This is a genomic window from Streptomyces sp. NPDC031466, from assembly GCF_055581265.1.
The window spans coordinates 452,677-468,765 of sequence record NZ_JBVIJT010000004.1; the positions used below are offsets into that span (position 1 = coordinate 452,677).

The 16,089-nt window shown below is 72.1% G+C and carries 16 protein-coding genes; 12 read left to right on the forward strand and 4 right to left on the reverse strand.

From position 1 onward, the window contains the following. Positions 1-25 precede the first annotated feature (25 nt). From ACZ5GP_RS10920 to ACZ5GP_RS10935, 4 genes are read left to right on the forward strand one after another with little or no spacing between them, the layout of a single operon-like run. Positions 26-280, forward strand: coding sequence for a lasso peptide biosynthesis PqqD family chaperone (locus ACZ5GP_RS10920; RefSeq protein ID WP_468750534.1), 255 nt, complete (start codon positions 26-28; stop codon positions 278-280). Then, complete coding sequence (locus ACZ5GP_RS10925) at positions 277-720, forward strand: lasso peptide biosynthesis B2 protein (protein WP_468750535.1); 444 nt, start codon at positions 277-279, stop codon at positions 718-720. Before ACZ5GP_RS10920 ends, ACZ5GP_RS10925 begins: the two co-directional genes overlap by 4 nt. Further along, positions 717-2,633, forward strand: a complete 1,917-nt coding sequence (locus tag ACZ5GP_RS10930; protein ID WP_468750536.1) for an ABC transporter ATP-binding protein — start codon at positions 717-719, stop codon at positions 2,631-2,633. The genes ACZ5GP_RS10925 and ACZ5GP_RS10930 overlap by 4 nt, the downstream gene beginning before the upstream one ends. Before the next feature lie 45 nt (positions 2,634-2,678). Further along, positions 2,679-3,134, forward strand: a complete 456-nt coding sequence (locus tag ACZ5GP_RS10935; protein WP_468750537.1) for a tellurite resistance TerB family protein — start codon at positions 2,679-2,681, stop codon at positions 3,132-3,134. A gap of 40 nt (positions 3,135-3,174) precedes the next feature. Here ACZ5GP_RS10935 and ACZ5GP_RS10940 read toward each other — a convergent pair whose 3' ends face one another. Next, positions 3,175-4,107 carry a M56 family metallopeptidase gene (locus ACZ5GP_RS10940; RefSeq protein WP_468750538.1) on the reverse strand — a complete coding sequence of 311 codons (933 nt, stop codon included), beginning with the start codon at positions 4,105-4,107 and terminating at the stop codon, positions 3,175-3,177. A gap of 23 nt (positions 4,108-4,130) precedes the next feature. Further along, positions 4,131-4,541: a BlaI/MecI/CopY family transcriptional regulator gene (locus ACZ5GP_RS10945; protein WP_468750539.1), complete on the reverse strand. Its 411-nt coding sequence runs from the start codon at positions 4,539-4,541 to the stop codon at positions 4,131-4,133. A 154-nt stretch (positions 4,542-4,695) separates the two neighbouring features. On the opposite strand from ACZ5GP_RS10945, the gene ACZ5GP_RS10950 reads away from it, so the two are divergent. The 3 genes from ACZ5GP_RS10950 (at position 4,696) to ACZ5GP_RS10960 (ending at position 6,280) form a co-directional block, all read left to right on the forward strand. Next, complete coding sequence (locus tag ACZ5GP_RS10950; RefSeq protein WP_361082143.1) at positions 4,696-5,271, forward strand: TerD family protein; 576 nt, start codon at positions 4,696-4,698, stop codon at positions 5,269-5,271. A 55-nt stretch (positions 5,272-5,326) separates the two neighbouring features. After that, positions 5,327-5,734, forward strand: coding sequence for a CoA-binding protein (locus tag ACZ5GP_RS10955; protein WP_468750540.1), 408 nt, complete (start codon positions 5,327-5,329; stop codon positions 5,732-5,734). A 105-nt stretch (positions 5,735-5,839) separates the two neighbouring features. Beyond that, the gene (locus ACZ5GP_RS10960) at positions 5,840-6,280 is read left to right on the forward strand and encodes a nitroreductase family deazaflavin-dependent oxidoreductase (RefSeq protein ID WP_468750541.1); all 441 of its coding nucleotides are present in this window, start codon (positions 5,840-5,842) and stop codon (positions 6,278-6,280) included. Positions 6,281-6,325: 45 nt separating this feature from the next. Here ACZ5GP_RS10960 and ACZ5GP_RS10965 read toward each other — a convergent pair whose 3' ends face one another. After that, complete coding sequence (locus ACZ5GP_RS10965; protein ID WP_468750542.1) at positions 6,326-6,601, reverse strand: hypothetical protein; 276 nt, start codon at positions 6,599-6,601, stop codon at positions 6,326-6,328. Positions 6,602-7,537: 936 nt separating this feature from the next. Here ACZ5GP_RS10965 and ACZ5GP_RS10970 point away from each other — a divergent pair. Both ACZ5GP_RS10970 and ACZ5GP_RS10975 read left to right on the forward strand, forming a co-directional pair. Beyond that, positions 7,538-8,407 carry an AAA family ATPase gene (locus ACZ5GP_RS10970; protein WP_468750543.1) on the forward strand — a complete coding sequence of 290 codons (870 nt, stop codon included), beginning with the start codon at positions 7,538-7,540 and terminating at the stop codon, positions 8,405-8,407. Beyond that, the gene (locus tag ACZ5GP_RS10975; protein WP_468750544.1) at positions 8,404-9,849 is read left to right on the forward strand and encodes a VWA domain-containing protein; all 1,446 of its coding nucleotides are present in this window, start codon (positions 8,404-8,406) and stop codon (positions 9,847-9,849) included. The genes ACZ5GP_RS10970 and ACZ5GP_RS10975 overlap by 4 nt, the downstream gene beginning before the upstream one ends. A 299-nt stretch (positions 9,850-10,148) precedes the next feature. Here the strand turns inward: ACZ5GP_RS10975 and ACZ5GP_RS10980 are convergent, their stop codons facing one another. Next, positions 10,149-10,814: an endonuclease gene (locus ACZ5GP_RS10980; protein WP_468750545.1), complete on the reverse strand. Its 666-nt coding sequence runs from the start codon at positions 10,812-10,814 to the stop codon at positions 10,149-10,151. 123 nt (positions 10,815-10,937) lie between these two features. Between ACZ5GP_RS10980 and ACZ5GP_RS10985 the strand changes: the two genes are divergently transcribed. From ACZ5GP_RS10985 to ACZ5GP_RS10995, 3 genes are all read left to right on the forward strand, one after another. Next, positions 10,938-12,251 carry an ATP-grasp domain-containing protein gene (locus ACZ5GP_RS10985; RefSeq protein ID WP_468750546.1) on the forward strand — a complete coding sequence of 438 codons (1,314 nt, stop codon included), beginning with the start codon at positions 10,938-10,940 and terminating at the stop codon, positions 12,249-12,251. Between the two features lie 82 nt (positions 12,252-12,333). Continuing rightward, entirely contained in the window at positions 12,334-14,373 is a 2,040-nt protein-coding gene (locus ACZ5GP_RS10990; protein ID WP_468750547.1) for a CocE/NonD family hydrolase, read from the forward strand. A gap of 120 nt (positions 14,374-14,493) precedes the next feature. Beyond that, positions 14,494-16,044 carry an FAD-dependent oxidoreductase gene (locus tag ACZ5GP_RS10995; protein WP_468750548.1) on the forward strand — a complete coding sequence of 517 codons (1,551 nt, stop codon included), beginning with the start codon at positions 14,494-14,496 and terminating at the stop codon, positions 16,042-16,044. Positions 16,045-16,089: the final 45 nt, after the last annotated feature.

Genomic DNA, 16,089 nt, shown 5'->3' on the forward strand with positions numbered 1-16,089 from the left:
CCCCGGAGAAAGGCAGACACCCACCATGGCACTGCGGTTCGGCCCCGACGTCTGCACCACGAAGACCGATTACGGCACGGTCCTGCTGGATCAGCGCAGCGGAGACTACTGGGAACTCAACCCCACCGGCACCCTGGTCGTGCGGACCCTCCTGGACGGCGGCGGGGAAGCGGCGGCCGTCGACGCGCTCGTCGCGGAGTTCGACATCAGCCGGACCCGCGCGGAGCAGGACGTCGCGGATCTCGTGCGGGGGCTTCGGGAGTCGGGGTTGGTGTCATGACGACGCCGAGCGCCCTGGTGCGGCCCACCGGCGTGCCCTTCACCCGGCGCCTGGGGGCTCGCCTCGTCCTGCTGCCGGCCGTCGTGCTGTCGCTGCTGCCCCCGCGCAGGATCCGCGCCGTCCTGGCTGTCGCACGCCGGGGAGCCGCGCCGGCCACGGCCGCGCAGGCGAAGAACGCCCGGGACGCGATGTGCGCGGTCAGCCTGCTGTGCGCCGGGCCCAAAGGGTGCCTGCCCCGCTCGCTGGGCGCGGTCCTGCTGTGCCGGCTGACGGGCGGCTGGGCCACGTGGTGCACGGGGGCGAGCGTGGTCCCGCCGTTCAACGCGCACGCGTGGATCGAGGCGGAGGGCCGGCCCGTCGGCGAGGACATGCCGGACGACTACTTCGCGCGGCTGCTGGCGGTCAGCCCCCTGGTCACGAGCCGGTCGCGCCGCCCATGACAGCGGCCGCGAAGGCGCCCGACCGCTCGACACGGGCCGCGGTGGCCACCATGTACGGGCTCACCAGCGGGCACCGGGCCTCCGTCACCGTGGCGAGCGCGCTCACCCTCGTGGGCTCCGCGCTCGGGCTCGCCCAGCCCCTCGTCGCCAAGCACATCGTGGACGCGGGCGACCACGGACGGGCGTACTGGCCCCTTCTGCTGCTTCTGGCCGCCCTGTTCGTCGGCGAGGCGGCCACGGGCGCCGTCGGCCGCTTCGTCCTGGAACGCATGGGCGAAAGAGTCGTGCGACAGCTCCGCCACGGCCTGGTCGCGCGGCTGCTGCGGCTGGAGATGCGGGAGTACGACCGGCATCGCACCGGCGACCTGATCTCCCGCGTGACCGCCGACACCACCCTGCTCAGGGAGGTCGTCTCGCAGGCCCTCGTCGACCTCGTCACGGGCGCTCTCGTGGCCGCCGGCGCGATCGCCCTGATGATGTGGCTCGATCCGCTGCTGCTCGTCCTGGTCGCCCTGACCGTGGCCGTCGCGGCCGGCGTCGTCGCCTCGCTCCTGAAGGGCATCCGTGCCGCCTCCGAGCACATGCAGGGTTCGGTCGGCGCGATCGCCTCCGACCTCGAACGCGCCCTCGGGGCACTGCCGATGGTCCGCGTCCACAGGGCCGAGGACCGCGAGGCCCGGCGCGTCGGCGAGCGCGTCGACTCCGCGTACGAGGCGGGCGTACGGACAGCGAGGCTCGCTTCCCTGATGAGTCCGGCCGTCGAACTGGCGGTCCAGGGTTCCTTCCTGCTCGTCCTGGTCATCGGCGGCTTGCGCGTCACCGGCAGCGCGAACTCCCTCGGTGACCTCGTCGCCTTCTTGCTGTACGCCTCCTACCTCGTCCTACCCCTGTCGTCGGTGTTCCGCGCGGCCGGTCTGATCCAGCGGGGCATGGGCGCCTACCAGCGCATCGAGCAGGCCCTGAACCTGCCCGCGGAGCCCTCCCCCGCCGGACGGCGGACCGATCCGGAGCGCGGGGAGAGGCCCGGAGGCCAGGTCGACCCCGGCCTCCGGACCGTACGGGCGCGCACTCGGGAGGCGACGCGGCGAACCGCCTCCGACGGCGTGCCCGCCCTCGCGCTGCGCGACCTCACCTTCGGCTACGACCCCGGCCGGCCCGTCCTGCGCGGCGTCAGCTTCTCCGTCCCCCACCGACGTCACACGGCGCTGGTCGGCCGGTCGGGGGCCGGCAAGAGCACGATCTTCGCCCTGGTGGCGAGGTTCTACGAACCGGACTCCGGGGCCCTCCTCTTCGACGGGCGGCCCTCCACCGACCTGACCCGCGCCGAATGCCGCGAGCGGATCGCCGTCGTCGACCAGAGCACCCACGTCGTGCACGGCACTCTGCGCGACAACATCACCTACGCCGTGCCCGACGCCCCCGAGTCCGAGGTGCGGCGTGTCGTCGAACTCGCCCAGCTCGACGCTGTCGTACGGCGGCTCAAGGGCGGCCTGTCCGGCATGCTGGGCGAGCGCGGCAACACCCTCTCGGGCGGTGAGCGCCAGCGTGTCGCCCTGGCCCGCGCCCTGCTCGCCCGCCCGGAACTCCTCCTGCTCGACGAGCCCACCTCCCACCTCGACGCCATCAACGAGGCCGCGCTCACCGCGGTACTGAGGGACGCCGCGCGGGAATGCGCCCTGCTGGTGATCGCGCACCGGCTCTCCACGGTCCAACACGCGGACCAGATCGTCGTCCTGGAGGACGGCCGCGCCACCGCGTGCGCGGGCCACGAGGAGCTGCTCGCCGTCAGCCCCCTGTACCGCGAACTGGCGGCCGGTCAGATGCTGCACCCGGCCGCCGCACCCAAGGATGAGAAGGATGAGTGGGCCCCCAGGCCGTCGGCCGGGTCGGGAACTTCTCGGCCCGACTGCTAGTTTCTACAGTGTTGTAGAAACACCGATATGTTTGGGGAGTTCCTCATGGCCCTGTGGGACCGGTTCAAGGAGTCCGCGTCGACGATGCAGACCCAGCTGATGGCGAAGAAGAACGACCTGAAGAGCGGCGCCTTCCGCGACGCGAGCATGGCGATGTGCGCCCTGGTGGCGGCCGCCGACGGCACCGTGGACGCCGCCGAACGCCTGCGCGTGGCGCAGCTCATCGGCACGAACGAGGTGCTGCAGAACTTCCCGGCGGACGACCTGCGCCGCCGCTTCGACGCCTGTGTCGACAAGTTGACCGCCGACTTCGCGTTCGGCAAGGTGAGCCTCCTCCAGGAGGTCGCCAAGGCGAGGAAGAAGCCCGCGGAGGCCCGTGCCGTCATTCAGATCGGCATAGTCATCGGCGGCGCCGACGGCGACTTCGACAAGGACGAGCAGGCCGTGGTGCGCGAGGCGTGCTTCGCGCTCGACCTGCCGCCGCACGAGTTCGACCTGTAGGCGTCAGTCGTACGTCGCGTCGGCCCGGCGGCGGGCCCCTTCACAGCGGCGTGGCCGCGCGCAGGATGAGCACCATCGTGACCGCCGAGTTCGCCGAGGACATGGCGGACACGGCGGTGCCGAACGCCGCGCCCCACAGGGCGAGTCCCACGGCGGTGAACAAGGAGGGGCGCGTGCGCGCGGCGGGCGCCGGGGCGAGCAGCGCGGCGACGCGGCGCGGCACGGGCCCCGGCGCGGCGAATCCCGCGAGGGCCGGCGCGGGGACGCCCCGCGAGACCAGGGCCGCCTTGCCGATCGCGCGGGCGACGACCCGCCGGTCCCGCACGGCGAGCGCCGCCGTCTCGTCGGCCCACCGCTCCGCCGTGAAGGCGACGGAGGTGCGCAGCGGCCGCAGGAAGGGATTGGCGCGGGCCGCCAGTTGGGAGATCAGCAGATGCCGGTGGTGACGGGCCGCCAAATGAGCCCGTTCGTGCGCGAACAGCGCGCGCCGCTCGGATGCCGCGAGCCCGGCCAGCATGCCGGTGGTGACGACGACGCGGCCCCCGCGCCGCGCGGGGAGGGCGTAGGCGTAGGGGGCCTCGTCGGGCAGCACGGCGACGGACGTACCGGGGAGCGCGGCGAGCGCGCGATGACCCCGGCGCCGGACACGCGCGTGCCGCAGCAGGGTGCGCGCGCACGCGGCGCACACGGCGAGCAGCGCGGGGATCGCGGCCTTTCCCGCGAACTCGTCGTAGGGCACGGCGGCGCGCACCTCGGGGTCCGACCAGCCGTCCGGCAAGGGGTTGCCCGGCAGTTGGGCCGTGCCGACGACCATGAGGAGGGCCAGGCACAGCGTGCTGCACAGGGCCATCACACCGGCGACGGCGGTGAGCACGCGCGTGGCGGTGCGCGGGTGCAGATGCTGCTCGGCGAGGCGGGCGACGGGCCAGGCGGTCAACGGCAGCACGAGGGGCAGGAAGACGAAGACGCCCATCAGGCACAGGCTCCCATCGGCCGTCAGTCGTCGGTTCCGGCGCCCGCCCGCCCGAGCAGCTCACGCAGGAGCTGTTCGTCGTCGGGCGTCAGCGTCGTGACGAAGCTGGCGAGGACCGCCTCGCGGTCGCTCTCGGCGTCGAGCACCTTGCGCATCCGGAAGGCGGCGAGACCCGCCTCGTCCGAGGAGGAGGTCCACGCGAAGGACCGGCCCGCGCGCTCCCGGCTCACCACGTCCTTGGCGAGCAGCCGGGTGAGGATCGTCATCACGGTCGTGTACGCGAGGTCGCCGCCGATCCGCTCCTGCACCCAGGCGGCGCTGACGGGGCCGCGGGCGGCGTGCAGCGCGGCGAGCACCTGCTGCTCCAGCTCGCCCTGCGCGCGGCGGCGCAGCCGTGGCCGGCGCTCCTCGCGCTCGTGGTCGTCACGCTCCATGCCCGGTTCTCCCTCCAGCCTCATGGTGCTCCGCGGCCGGGAACGCCACATCGTAACGGGCCATGAGCACCCCACCCGCTTCTACATTCCTGTAGATTCCGTGCTCAGATTCTACGAAAGCAAGCACCCGGAACTCGGATCTCAGGAGGACATCGTGGGAGTTTCCCTGGCCAAGGGCGGCAACGTCTCGCTCAGCAAGGAGGCCCCGGGCCTCACCGCCGTCCTGGTCGGCCTGGGCTGGGACGTGCGCACCACGACCGGCACGGACTACGACCTGGACGCCAGCGCGCTGCTCTGCGACGACTCCGGCAAGGTCGTCTCCGACCAGCACTTCGTCTTCTACAACAACCTGACGAGCCCGGACGGTTCGGTCGAGCACACGGGCGACAACCTCACCGGCGAGGGCGAGGGCGACGACGAGGCGGTCAAGGTGAACCTCGCCCAGGTGCCCGCCCAGATCTCGAAGATCGTCTTCCCCGTGTCGATCCACGACGCCGAGAACCGCGGCCAGAGCTTCGGCCAGGTCCGCAACGCCTTCATCCGCGTGGTGAACCAGGCGGACGGCGTCGAGATCGCGCGCTACGACCTCTCGGAGGACGCCTCGACGGAGACCGCCATGGTCTTCGGCGAGCTGTACCGCCATGGCGCCGAGTGGAAATTCCGTGCGGTCGGCCAGGGTTATGCCAGTGGGCTGAGGGGCATCGCGTCGGACTTCGGCGTGAACGTCTGACCGAGGTCCCGGGCGGCATCCGGCCGCGGGTGTTCGAGTGTCGAGGAGGCAGGTCATGTACGGCGACCAGGAGACGGTGCGCGAGATCCTGACGGGGCTGGGCGACACCTGGGCCGTGGTGGGCCTGTCCGACAACCGCGACCGGGCGGCGTACGGCGTCGCGGCCGTCCTGCAGCGCTTCGGCAAGCGCGTCGTCCCGATCCACCCGAAGGCCGCGGCGGTCCACGGCGGACAGGGCTATCCGTCCCTGTCCGCCGTGCCGTTCCAGGTGGATGTGGTCGACGTGTTCGTCAACAGCTCCCTGGCGGGCCAGGTGGCCGACGAGGCGGTGGCGGCCGGCGCCAAGGCGGTGTGGTTCCAGCTCGGCGTGATCGACGAGGCTGCCTACGCGCGGACACGCGCGGCGGGCCTGGCCATGGTCATGGACCGCTGCCCCGCCATCGAGATCCCGCGGCTGGGCTGAGGCCGGCCGCGGTCCGAAGCGTTCCGCCCGCTCTTGCCGTCTTGTGGGCCGATGTCTTTCCGCCCGCGGGGAATACGGAACGCCCACCGCTCCGTTGAGCAGGGCATGCCTTTGACTGGAGAGTACGAGCCGGGTACGTGGGACTGGGTCAGCAAGCAGGCCGAGCTGTACGAGAGTTCCGGGGGCACCGAGGGCACGACGATGCGGGGCAAGCCCGTCATCGTCCTGACGTCGGTCGGCGCCAAGAGCGGCAAGCTGCGCAAGAACCCCTTGATGCGCGTCGAACACGACGGGGAGTACGCGGTGGTGGCCTCCAAGGGGGGCGACCCCGCGCACCCGGCCTGGTACCACAACCTCGTCGCCCACCCGCTCGTGGAACTGCAGGACGGCCCGGTGAAGAAGGACTACCACGCGCGCGTCGTCACCGGCGAGGAGCGGAAGGCGTGGTGGGAGCGGGCGGTCTCGGTGTGGCCGGACTACGGCGACTACCAGAAGAAGACGACCCGCGAGATCCCGGTCTTCGTCCTGACCCCCGTCGAGTCCTGAGTCCAGATCTCGTCCGGAGAGCGGCCGTCACATTCTGAGCGCCTGTCAGGGCGAGGTCTCCCACGTCACCGTGATCGTCGCGTCCGTCAGCCCGGTCCGGTGCTCGATGCCGTCCTCATGGGGCAGCACTTCGTCGAGCAGGACAGTGATGGCCTCCATCCAGTCGATCGACGCTTCGTAGTCCGCGTGGGAAATCGTCGACATAGGCCGGAGATCCGATCCCCACAAGGTGGTGAGCGCCTGCCACGCGATATCACCACCGGTGGTGACCAGTTCCGTAGGGGTGCCCACCAGATCGGTGACAACGGCGTGGAATCGCACGTCGTAGTCGTCCTGTGTCGGTCGACCTGGGTCAGTGGCCGGTGCGAATCCGGCTCGTAGTCCCAGGTTGTCACGGTGCCGTCGGCAGCAGCCTGTTCGACGAGCAGGCTACCGTCCCAGATGAAGGTGATGCACCGGGTGACTGTGCCGTCCTCGCCGACCAATTGCTTGGAGACACGGCGCCCCAGGGGGTCGTCATGTAGCGCCAGGTCGCCCCGTCCGGCGTCGTCACGGAGGTGAGTCGGTCCTCAGCGTCCCAACCATACGTCCACACCTGGCGCCGACCGTTCAGCAGACGGCGGCTGCGGCACACCCGGCGAACCTACCTCATGCCGAAAGCCCAGAGGCAGGCGCGACAGTCACGTCAGGTGTCGGGGTGCAATGCCGGAGGGCCTGGCACACCTGTAGGTTCGCGGCGTTCCCCTGGGCTTCGAAGGTGACGCTGCACCTGGGGTTGTGCCAGGATTTGAGGCGGCCGGCCGTGTCCGCATTCTGGCCGTCGCACAACGCCGCGAGGGCCAGCGCGACGAGGTGGTACCCGCCGGTACTGCGGGGCTCCCGGCGTGCGACACCGTCCTCGTCACGTCGTGCGCGCAAGACAGTTAATGCCGTCGAGGCCGGGAAGGGCCTTCAGAGAAGGCGGTCGGTGCGGGGGTGTCGGCCGTCGCCGACGGTGTCGGTAGGGCTGTCCGTAAGCGGATCCCTGTGGTCTAGCCGCGCACGAGATCAGCGAAAGACTCATGACGCTTGCACTTCTGCCGAACTACTGCACGGTCGAGGTGCCGGGTCATGCCGCCGACCGTGACGTGCGCCGCAAACCGCGTCCGCGTGTTGTGGGCGGCGTTCGGAGCTGATCAGGTACCAGTGGCGGATCGAGGGCGAGCCGCACGAGGGCAGCGCGGCGCGGGCCGGATGGACGAACCAGGAGAACTGACCATGACGACCGGGTACTTCACATCCGTCGACGACGTCGCGGCCCGCCTTGCCGAGAGCGGCTATCTGGCCTCGCCCGCGGTCGCCACGACCGTCTTCCTGGCCGACCGGCTCGGCAAGCCGCTCCTGGTGGAGGGCCCGGCCGGCGTCGGCAAGACGGAGCTCGCGAAGGCCGTCGCCCGGGTCGCGGGCGCCCGCCTGGTCCGACTCCAGTGCTATGAGGGCGTCGACGAGTCCCGCGCGCTGTACGAGTGGAACCACGCCAAACAGCTGCTCCGCATCACGGCCGGCCGCGACGAGTCGTGGGACGAGGCGCGCACGGACATCTTCAGCGAGGAGTTCCTGCTCCCGCGCCCGCTGCTGACGGCGATCCGCGGCGCCGAGCCGAAGGTCCTGCTGATCGACGAGACCGACAAGGCCGACGTCGAGGTGGAGGGCCTGCTCCTGGAAGTCCTGAGCGACTTCCAGGTCACGGTGCCGGAGCTGGGCACGATCAGCGCGGAGCGCCGCCCGTTCGTGGTGCTCACCTCCAACGCCAGTCGGGAACTGTCGGAGGCGCTGCGCAGGCGCTGCCTGTTCCTGCACATCGGGTTCCCCGAGGAGGAGTTGGAGCGCCGCATCGTCTCCCTGAAGGTGTCGGGCCTGGACGAGGCGCTCGCCGAGTCGGTGGTGCGGGTGGTGGGCGCGCTGCGCGCCATGGACCTGCGCAAGGTGCCCTCGGTCGCCGAGACCATCGACTGGGCGCGCACCCTGCTCGCGCTCGGCGCCGCCACCCTGGACGAGACCGTCGTACGGGACAGCCTCGGCGTCCTGCTCAAACACCAGGACGACGTGCTGAAGGCGGCGGCCAAGCTCGACCTGGACGCGCTGTGACAGCACTCCCCGACGGGCCGCCTGCGACGGCCGCTCCCGAGGGGTTGGCCGGTCGACTCACCGGTCTCGTCGCGACCCTGCGTTCCCACGGCCTGCGTATCGGTACGGGTGAGACCGTCGACGCGGCGGCCGCCCTGGAAGCGCTCGGTCTCACCGACCGCGAACGCGTCCGGGAGGGCCTGGCCGCCGCGCTGCTCCACAAGGAGGGCCAGCGGGCCGTCTTCGATCCCGTCTTCGACCTCTACTTCCCGCTGGGTGTGGGCGCGCCCGACGGTACGGACGGCCGAGGCGGGGACGGCGAGCCCGACCGGGAGGCGCTGCGCGAACGGCTGGTCGCCGCCCTCGCCGCGAACGACCAGGCCCTCCTCGGCCGGTTGGCGGCGGAGGCGGTGGACGGCTTCGGCGGCTACGGCTCGGGCGGTTCCGGGCAGGGCTCGGACGGCTGGTCCGCCCACCAGACGCTCGGCCGGCTGCGGCCGGAAACGCTCCTCGCCCGCGTTCTGGCCGCCCTGCGGGCACGCCCCGACGGCGGGCCCGGCGAGGAGACCATCGGGGAGGCCGCGTTCACGGACCGTTTGGAGGCCGATGAGATCCGGCGCCGCATCGAAGGGTTCCGCGAGCACGTGCGGACCGAGGCACGCCGACGGGTCGCCGAGCGGCGCGGCACGCAGGAGATCGCCCTCCGTGCCGTGGCGACCACCGCCGACCGGGTCGATTTCCTGCTCGCCGGCCGCGCCCAGCTGGACGAGCTGCGCCGGACCGTGCATCCGCTGGCCCGCAGGCTCGCGACCCGCCTGGCCGCCCGCCGCCGGCGCGCCGCGCACGGCACCATCGACCTGCGGCGCACGCTGCGCGGCTCCCTGTCGACCGGCGGGGTGCCGATGCGGCCGGTGCTGCGCCGGCGCCGTCCCGCCCGCCCCGAGCTGGTGCTGCTGTGCGATGTGTCCGGTTCGGTGGCGGGGTTCGCGAACTTCACGATGCTGCTGGTGCAGGCGCTGCACGACCAGTTCGGCAAGGTGCGCGTGTTCGCCTTCGTCAACCGCGTCGACGAGGTGACGAGGCTGCTCACGCACGGCTCGGCCGATCCGGCGGGGCTCGGCGCCCGCATCCTCGGCGAGGCGACGGTGACGGGGTGGCACGGCAGCAGCGACTACGGCACGTCCCTGGGCGAGTTCGCGGAGCGCCACCTCGACGCGGTCGGCCCGCGCTCCACCGTCTTCGTCCTCGGGGACGCCCGGACGAACATGAGCGACCCGAACCTCCCGGCGCTGCGGCGGATCGCCGAGCGGGCCCGCCAGGTGTACTGGCTCAACCCCGAGCAGCGCTCCCAGTGGTCGACGGGCGACTCGGCGGCGTACGCGTACGCCCACCTGGTCGAGATGCACGAGTGCCGCAACGCCCGGCAGCTCGGCGCGCTGATCGCGCGCTTGCTCCCGGTGTGACGCGCGGCCGGGCCGTCACCCTACGCGGCTGAACCTTCGCGCAGCACGCGGCCGGGCCGTCCCTCCACGCGGCTGGGTCCTCGCTCGACAGGCGGCCGGGCTTCCCTCCACGGGGCCGAGCTTCCTCCACACGGCCGGGGTTCGCTCTACGCGGCCGGCCGCTCGCCCAGCACGCGGCCAGGCCTTGGCTCAGCACGCGGCCGTATCCTCGCTCTACGCGGCTGGGCCTTCGTGCAGCAACCAGCCGGCCGTGGTTCCACGCAGCCGGGCCCTCCCTCAGTACGCGGCCGGGGCCTCGCTCAGGAGACGTCCGGCTCGGCGGTCAGTTCCTCGGTGATCGTCTTGTCCAGGGCGGCCCGGACGAGCGCCGCCGCCAGAGCCGCCGGGTCCGCGTCGCCCGCGAGGCGCACGAGCTCCTTCGGGTCGTCGGGCAGGCCGAGGCGCCGCGCGCCCTGCAAGGCCTTGTCCCCCAGACGGGGCGCCACATCCGGCCACACGCGCTGCACCTCCCGCAGGAAGATGTCCGAACCCGTGGGGCCGAGGCCGGGCACCTCCTGGAGCAGCCCGCGCAGCGCCCTGTCGTCGTCGCCCGCCGCCTCCCGCAGCCGGCGCAGGTCGCCTCCGTACTCCCGTTCGACCAGCTCCGCGCCGTCCCCGAGCTGGGTGGAGGTGCGCTCGTCGTAGCGGCGGTAGCCGCCGCGGCCCAGCGCGTCGACCCGCTGCTGCCAGGACGCCCCGGCCATGCGCCGCGGATCGCGCAGTCCGGCGGCGAAGAGCTCCCTGGCGGCGCCGACGGCGGCGGCGCTGCGGATACGGGCGCTGAGCAGCACGGACAGGACGAGCAGCTGGTACAGCGGTTGCGGGGTGTCCCGCAGCCGGATGCCGGCGTCCTCGGCGTAGGTGCGGCCGTGGGCGTCGAGCAGGGCGCGGACGACGGCCTGGTCCCGCCTGCGTCGGTCGGCCATGGTTCTCCTCCCGGTCGGTTCCTCCCTGTTCATCATGGCCGGTTTTCCGCTTTTCATGGCCGACGTGTGCGGGTCGGCACCTCGGGTACACACCCCCTTCGACCCCTAGGAAAGGATCTTTTCGTGGCTGTGAGCCGTAAGAACGTGTTCGTGATCGGTCTGGACGAAGCGAATGTGCCCACGCTGAACGCCATCCCGCACGCGGGTGACTGCACGTTCCATCCGCTGCTGACGATCGAGGAGCTGCAGGGCGGCGAAGTATCCGTCCCCGACCTCCTGGAGAAGGCGCAGAAGGTGCTGGACGCCTTCGACGGCAGCATCGACGCGATCGTCGGTTACTGGGACTTCCCGGTGAGCACGCTCGTGGCGATGCTCGGCGACCGCTACGGCACCCGCAGCACCAGCCTGGAGTCGGTCGTCAAGTGCGAGCACAAGTACTGGAGCCGCCTGGAGCAGCAGAAGGTGATCGACGAGCACCCGCGCTTCGGACGGGTCGACCTGACGGCCGAGACGCCGCGGCCGCCCGAGGGCGTGCGCTTCCCGATGTGGCTCAAGCCGGCGCTGTCGTACTCCTCCAAGCTGGCCTACGGCGTGAAGAACGAGGAGGAGTTCGACGCGGCCGTGGCGAGGATCAAGGAGGGCATCGGCACGGTCGGCCGCCCCTTCGAGTACATCCTCGACCAGATCGAGCTGCCCGGGGAGATGGCGGGGATCGGCGCCCAGGTCTGTCTCGCCGAGGAGGCGCTGTCCGGGATCCAGGTCGCGGTGGAGGGATACGTCCGTCACGGTGAGGTCACCGTCTACGGCGTGCTCGACTCCATCAACTACCCCGACTCCTCGTGCTTCCTGCGCCATCAGTACCCCTCCACCCTGCCGGAGCCCGTGGTGCGGCGCCTGCACGACGTGTCCGAGCGGGTGATGCGCCAGATAGGCATGGACGACGCGACGTTCAGCATCGAGTACTTCTACGACCCGTCGAACGACGAGCTGAACCTGCTGGAGATCAATCCCCGGCACTCGCAGGCGCACGCGGAGCTGTTCGAGTACGTCGACGGCGTCGCCAACCACCACAGCATGGTCAGCCTCGCCTTCGACGAGGACCCGGCGCTGCCGCACCGCGAGGGCCCCTGCGCGACCTCCGCCAAGTGGTACTACCGGTGGTTCGCCGACGGTGTGGTGCACGACGTGCCGACGCGCGAGGAGATCGACCGCATCGAGCGGGAGATCGGGAACGTGCGGATCGAGGTGCTGGTCGAGGAGGGGCAGCGGCTCTCCGACGCCGGTCACCAGGACAGCTACAGCTACGAGTTGGCGCACTTCTCCATCGGCGGCGACGACGAGGAGGACCTGCGGCGCAAGTACGACCGGTGCGTGGCCGCGCTCGGGCTCACCTTCGACGGCACCGAGCCCGGCGGCCGCGACGTGACCAACGACTAGGGCGCGCGAGCGGGCACCCCGCCCCTGGACCCCGATTCCGCCTGCCCGGCGGAGGAACCGACCGAGAGGATGGCACGGCCCCATGCGTCACGTGGGCAATCTCCCGTACGCGACCAAAGAGGAAGAGCATGTCGTCGTCCCGATGTCCGACGGCACCCGTCTGTCGGCGCGGATCTGGCGCCCGACCTGCTCGGACGAGACTCCGGTACCCGCCGTCCTGGAGTACATCCCGTACCGCAAGCGCGATCTGAGTTCCGTGCGCGACTCGATCCACCACCCCTACATCGCGGGGCACGGCTACGCGTGCGTGCGCGTCGACGTGCGCGGCACGGGTGACTCCGAGGGCGTGCTGCGCGACGAGTACCTGGAGCTGGAGCAGACCGACGCCGAGGAGGTGCTCGCCTGGCTGGCCGAGCAGCCCTGGTGCGACGGGACGACCGGCATGATGGGCATCTCCTGGGGGGCGTTCGCCGCGCTCCAGGTCGCCGCCCGCCGGCCGCCGAGCCTGAAGGCCATCGTCATCTCCTCGTTCACGGACGACCGGTACGCCGACGACATGCACTACATGGGCGGCGCGATGCTGTCGGACAACCTCGCCGAGGCGGGCACCATGTTCGCCTACGGCACCTGTCCGCCCGACCCGGCCGTGGTCGGCGACCGCTGGCGCGAGATGTGGCACGAGCGCATGGAGGGCACCCGGCCCTGGGTCCTGGAGTGGCTGCGCCACCAGCGCCGCGACGCGTACTGGAAGCACGCCTCGGTCTGCGAGAACTACCAGGACGTACGCTGTCCCGTCCTCGCCTCCAGCGGCTGGGCGGACGGCTACTCCAACGCCGTGACGCGGCTGCTCGGCAACCTGGACGTGCCGCGCAAGGGACTCATCGGCCCCTGGTCGCACAAGTATCCGCACCTCGGTGAGCCCGGCCCCGCCATCGGCTACCTCCAGGAGGTGGTGCGCTGGTGGGACCACTGGCTCAAGGGCGAGGACAACGGCGTCATGGACGGCCCGATGCTGCGGGCCTGGATGCAGGACAGTGTGCCGCCCTCGACCTCCTACGAGGAGCGGCCCGGCCGCTGGGTCGGCGAGCCCCACTGGCCCTCGCCGCACATCGAGGACGTCGCCCGTCCCCTGATGCGCCACCGCATCGCCTGGCAGGGCGAACCGGTGGCGGAGCCGGACGCCGCCGGTGAGGCCATGACGGTGCAGTCCCCGCTGTCGGTGGGCCAGTTCGCGGGCAAGTGGGCGTCCTACAACGCTCCGCCGGACCTGCCCTACGACCAGCGCGAGGAGGACGGCGGCTCGCTCGTCTTCGACTCCCCCGAGCTGACCGAGGCGGTGGAGATCCTCGGCTCGCCCGCCGTCGACCTGGACCTGTCGGTCAGCGAGCCGGTGGCCATGGTCGCCGCCCGCATCTCCGACGTCGCCCCCGACGGGCGGGCCACCCGGGTGACGTACGGCGTGCTCAACCTGACCCGCAGGGACGGCACGGGCGAGCCCGAGCCCCTGGAACCGGGCCGCCGCTACCGCGCGACGCTCCAGCTCAACGGCGTGGCCCAGTCCTTCCCGCCCGGGCACCGCATCCGGCTCTCGCTGTCCACCTCGTACTGGCCGCTCGCCTGGCCCGCCCCCCGACCGGTGCTGCTCAGCGTGTACGAGGGCTCCAGCGCGCTGCGGCTGCCGGTGCGGCCGGTCGCCGAACCGGACAACGCGCCGCAGCGTCCCTTCGAGGAGCCCGAGGGAGCGGAGCCGCTGTCCACCACCCGCCTCTCGCCGCCGGACCAGCGCTGGGAGGTCCGGCGCGACCTGGTGAACTACGACTCGGCGCTGGAGATCGTCAAGGACCGCGGGACGGTGCGGTACGACGACATCGGCCTCGACGTGGGCTGCCGCGCGTTCGAGCGGTACACCTCCACCGGCGAGGACTTCACCTCGGTGTCCGGCGAGTCGGCGTGGACCATGCGTTTCACGCGGGACGACTGGGATGTGAGCGTGCGCACCCGCACGGTGCTGCGGTGCGACGAGGGCCGCTTCTTCGTCGACGCGACGCTCGACGGCTACGAGGGCGAGCGCCGCGTCTTCTCCCGGACGTGGAACGAGACGCTGCCCCGCGACTGGCTCTGACCCCACAAGCGCGCGATGTCCGCTTTGCGTAGCCTGTGGGCAAGATCCCCGCCGGGTTGACCCGGCGGGGAGGGGGGAACCCGTACCACCCACGATCACCCCCGAGACCAGGGAGCCACCATGGCCGACGCACCTCGCACCGGGCCACTGCCGGGCCGGCCCGAGTCGTACTGGATGGACACCAGCGACCCGACGTCGTACCCACCGCTGGCGCAGGACATCGAGGTGGACGTCGCCGTGGTCGGCGGCGGCATCGCGGGGCTCAGCACGGCCTGGGAGCTGGCCCGCGAGGGGCGCACGGTGGCCGTCCTGGAAGCCGACCGCATCGCCGCCGGGGTGACCGGCTACACCACGGCCAAGCTGTCCTCGCTGCACATCCTGGTGTACGACCGGCTGCGCCGGACCCGCGGGCCCGAGGCCGCCCGGCTGTACGCGCGCTCCCAGCAGGAGGCGGTGGAGCACGTGGCGGACGTCGGCGCCGAGCTGGGCATCGACTGCCAGCTGGAGCGCGCGCCCGCCTACACGTACACCACCCGCCCGGACGGCACGGACGAGCTGCGCGCGGAGGCCGAGGCGGCGCGGGAGGCCGGGCTGCCCGCCCAGTACACGGAGGTCACCGGTCTGCCCTTCGCGGTGGCGGGCGCGGTGCGCGTCGACGACCAGGCGCAGTTCCATCCCCGCGCCTATCTGCTGGCGCTGGCCGAGGACCTGCGGACGCGGGGCGGCGTCATCCACGAGCGGACCCGGGTGACCGGCCTGCGCGAGGGCTCTCCGTGCAGGGTGACGGCCGAGTCCGGGCACACGGTCACGGCGAAGGACGTCGTCGTCGCCACCCACTACCCGGTCTTCGACCGCGCTCTGCTCTTCGCCCGGCTCTCGGCCAACCGGGAACTCGTCGTCGCGGCTCCCCTGGCCCCCGGGCAGGACCCGGGCGGGATGTACATCACGCAGGAGGAGGGCAAGCGCTCGGTACGCACCGCGCCGTACGGCGACGACGGCGGGCGGCTCCTCATCGTCACGGGTGAGGGCTTCACCCCGGGCACGGGCGACGCCGCCGCCGGCTTCCGGAAGCTGGACGCGTGGATGCGGGAGCGTTTCGACGTGGCGGAGACGGCCTACCGCTGGGCGGCCCAGGACAACTCCGTGACCGACGGCGTGCCCATGGTCGGCCCCTTCCACCCCGGGGCCCGTCACACGTACGTGGCCACGGGCTTCGGCGGCTGGGGCATGAGCGGCGGCGTCATGGCCGGCAGCCTGCTGGCCCGCCTCGTCCGCGGGGAGAAGTCCCCCTGGGCCGACCTCTACGACCCGCGCCGGCTGCTCAAGACCGTACGGGAGGCGCCCGCGCTGCTGGGCCAGCAGGTGGAGGTCGCCAAGCACTTCGTCGGGGACCGGCTGCGCACCCACGTCGACTCGGTGGACGAGATCCCCGCGGGCTCCGGGGCAGTGGTCCGGGTCGAGGGGCGCCGCTGCGCCGTGCACCGCGACGAGAGCGGCGCGCTCCACGCCGTCTCCGCCCGCTGCACCCACTTGGGCTGCCTGGTCGCCTTCAACGCGGCGGAGACCACCTGGGAGTGCCCCTGCCACGGCTCCCGCTTCGCCACGGACGGCACGGTCCTCCAGGGCCCGGCGACGCAGCCCCTGGAACCCAGGGAGCTACCTGAGGCGTGAGCGCCCGCCCGGGACGCCCTGACACAAGTGCTCGGCCAGGCCTGG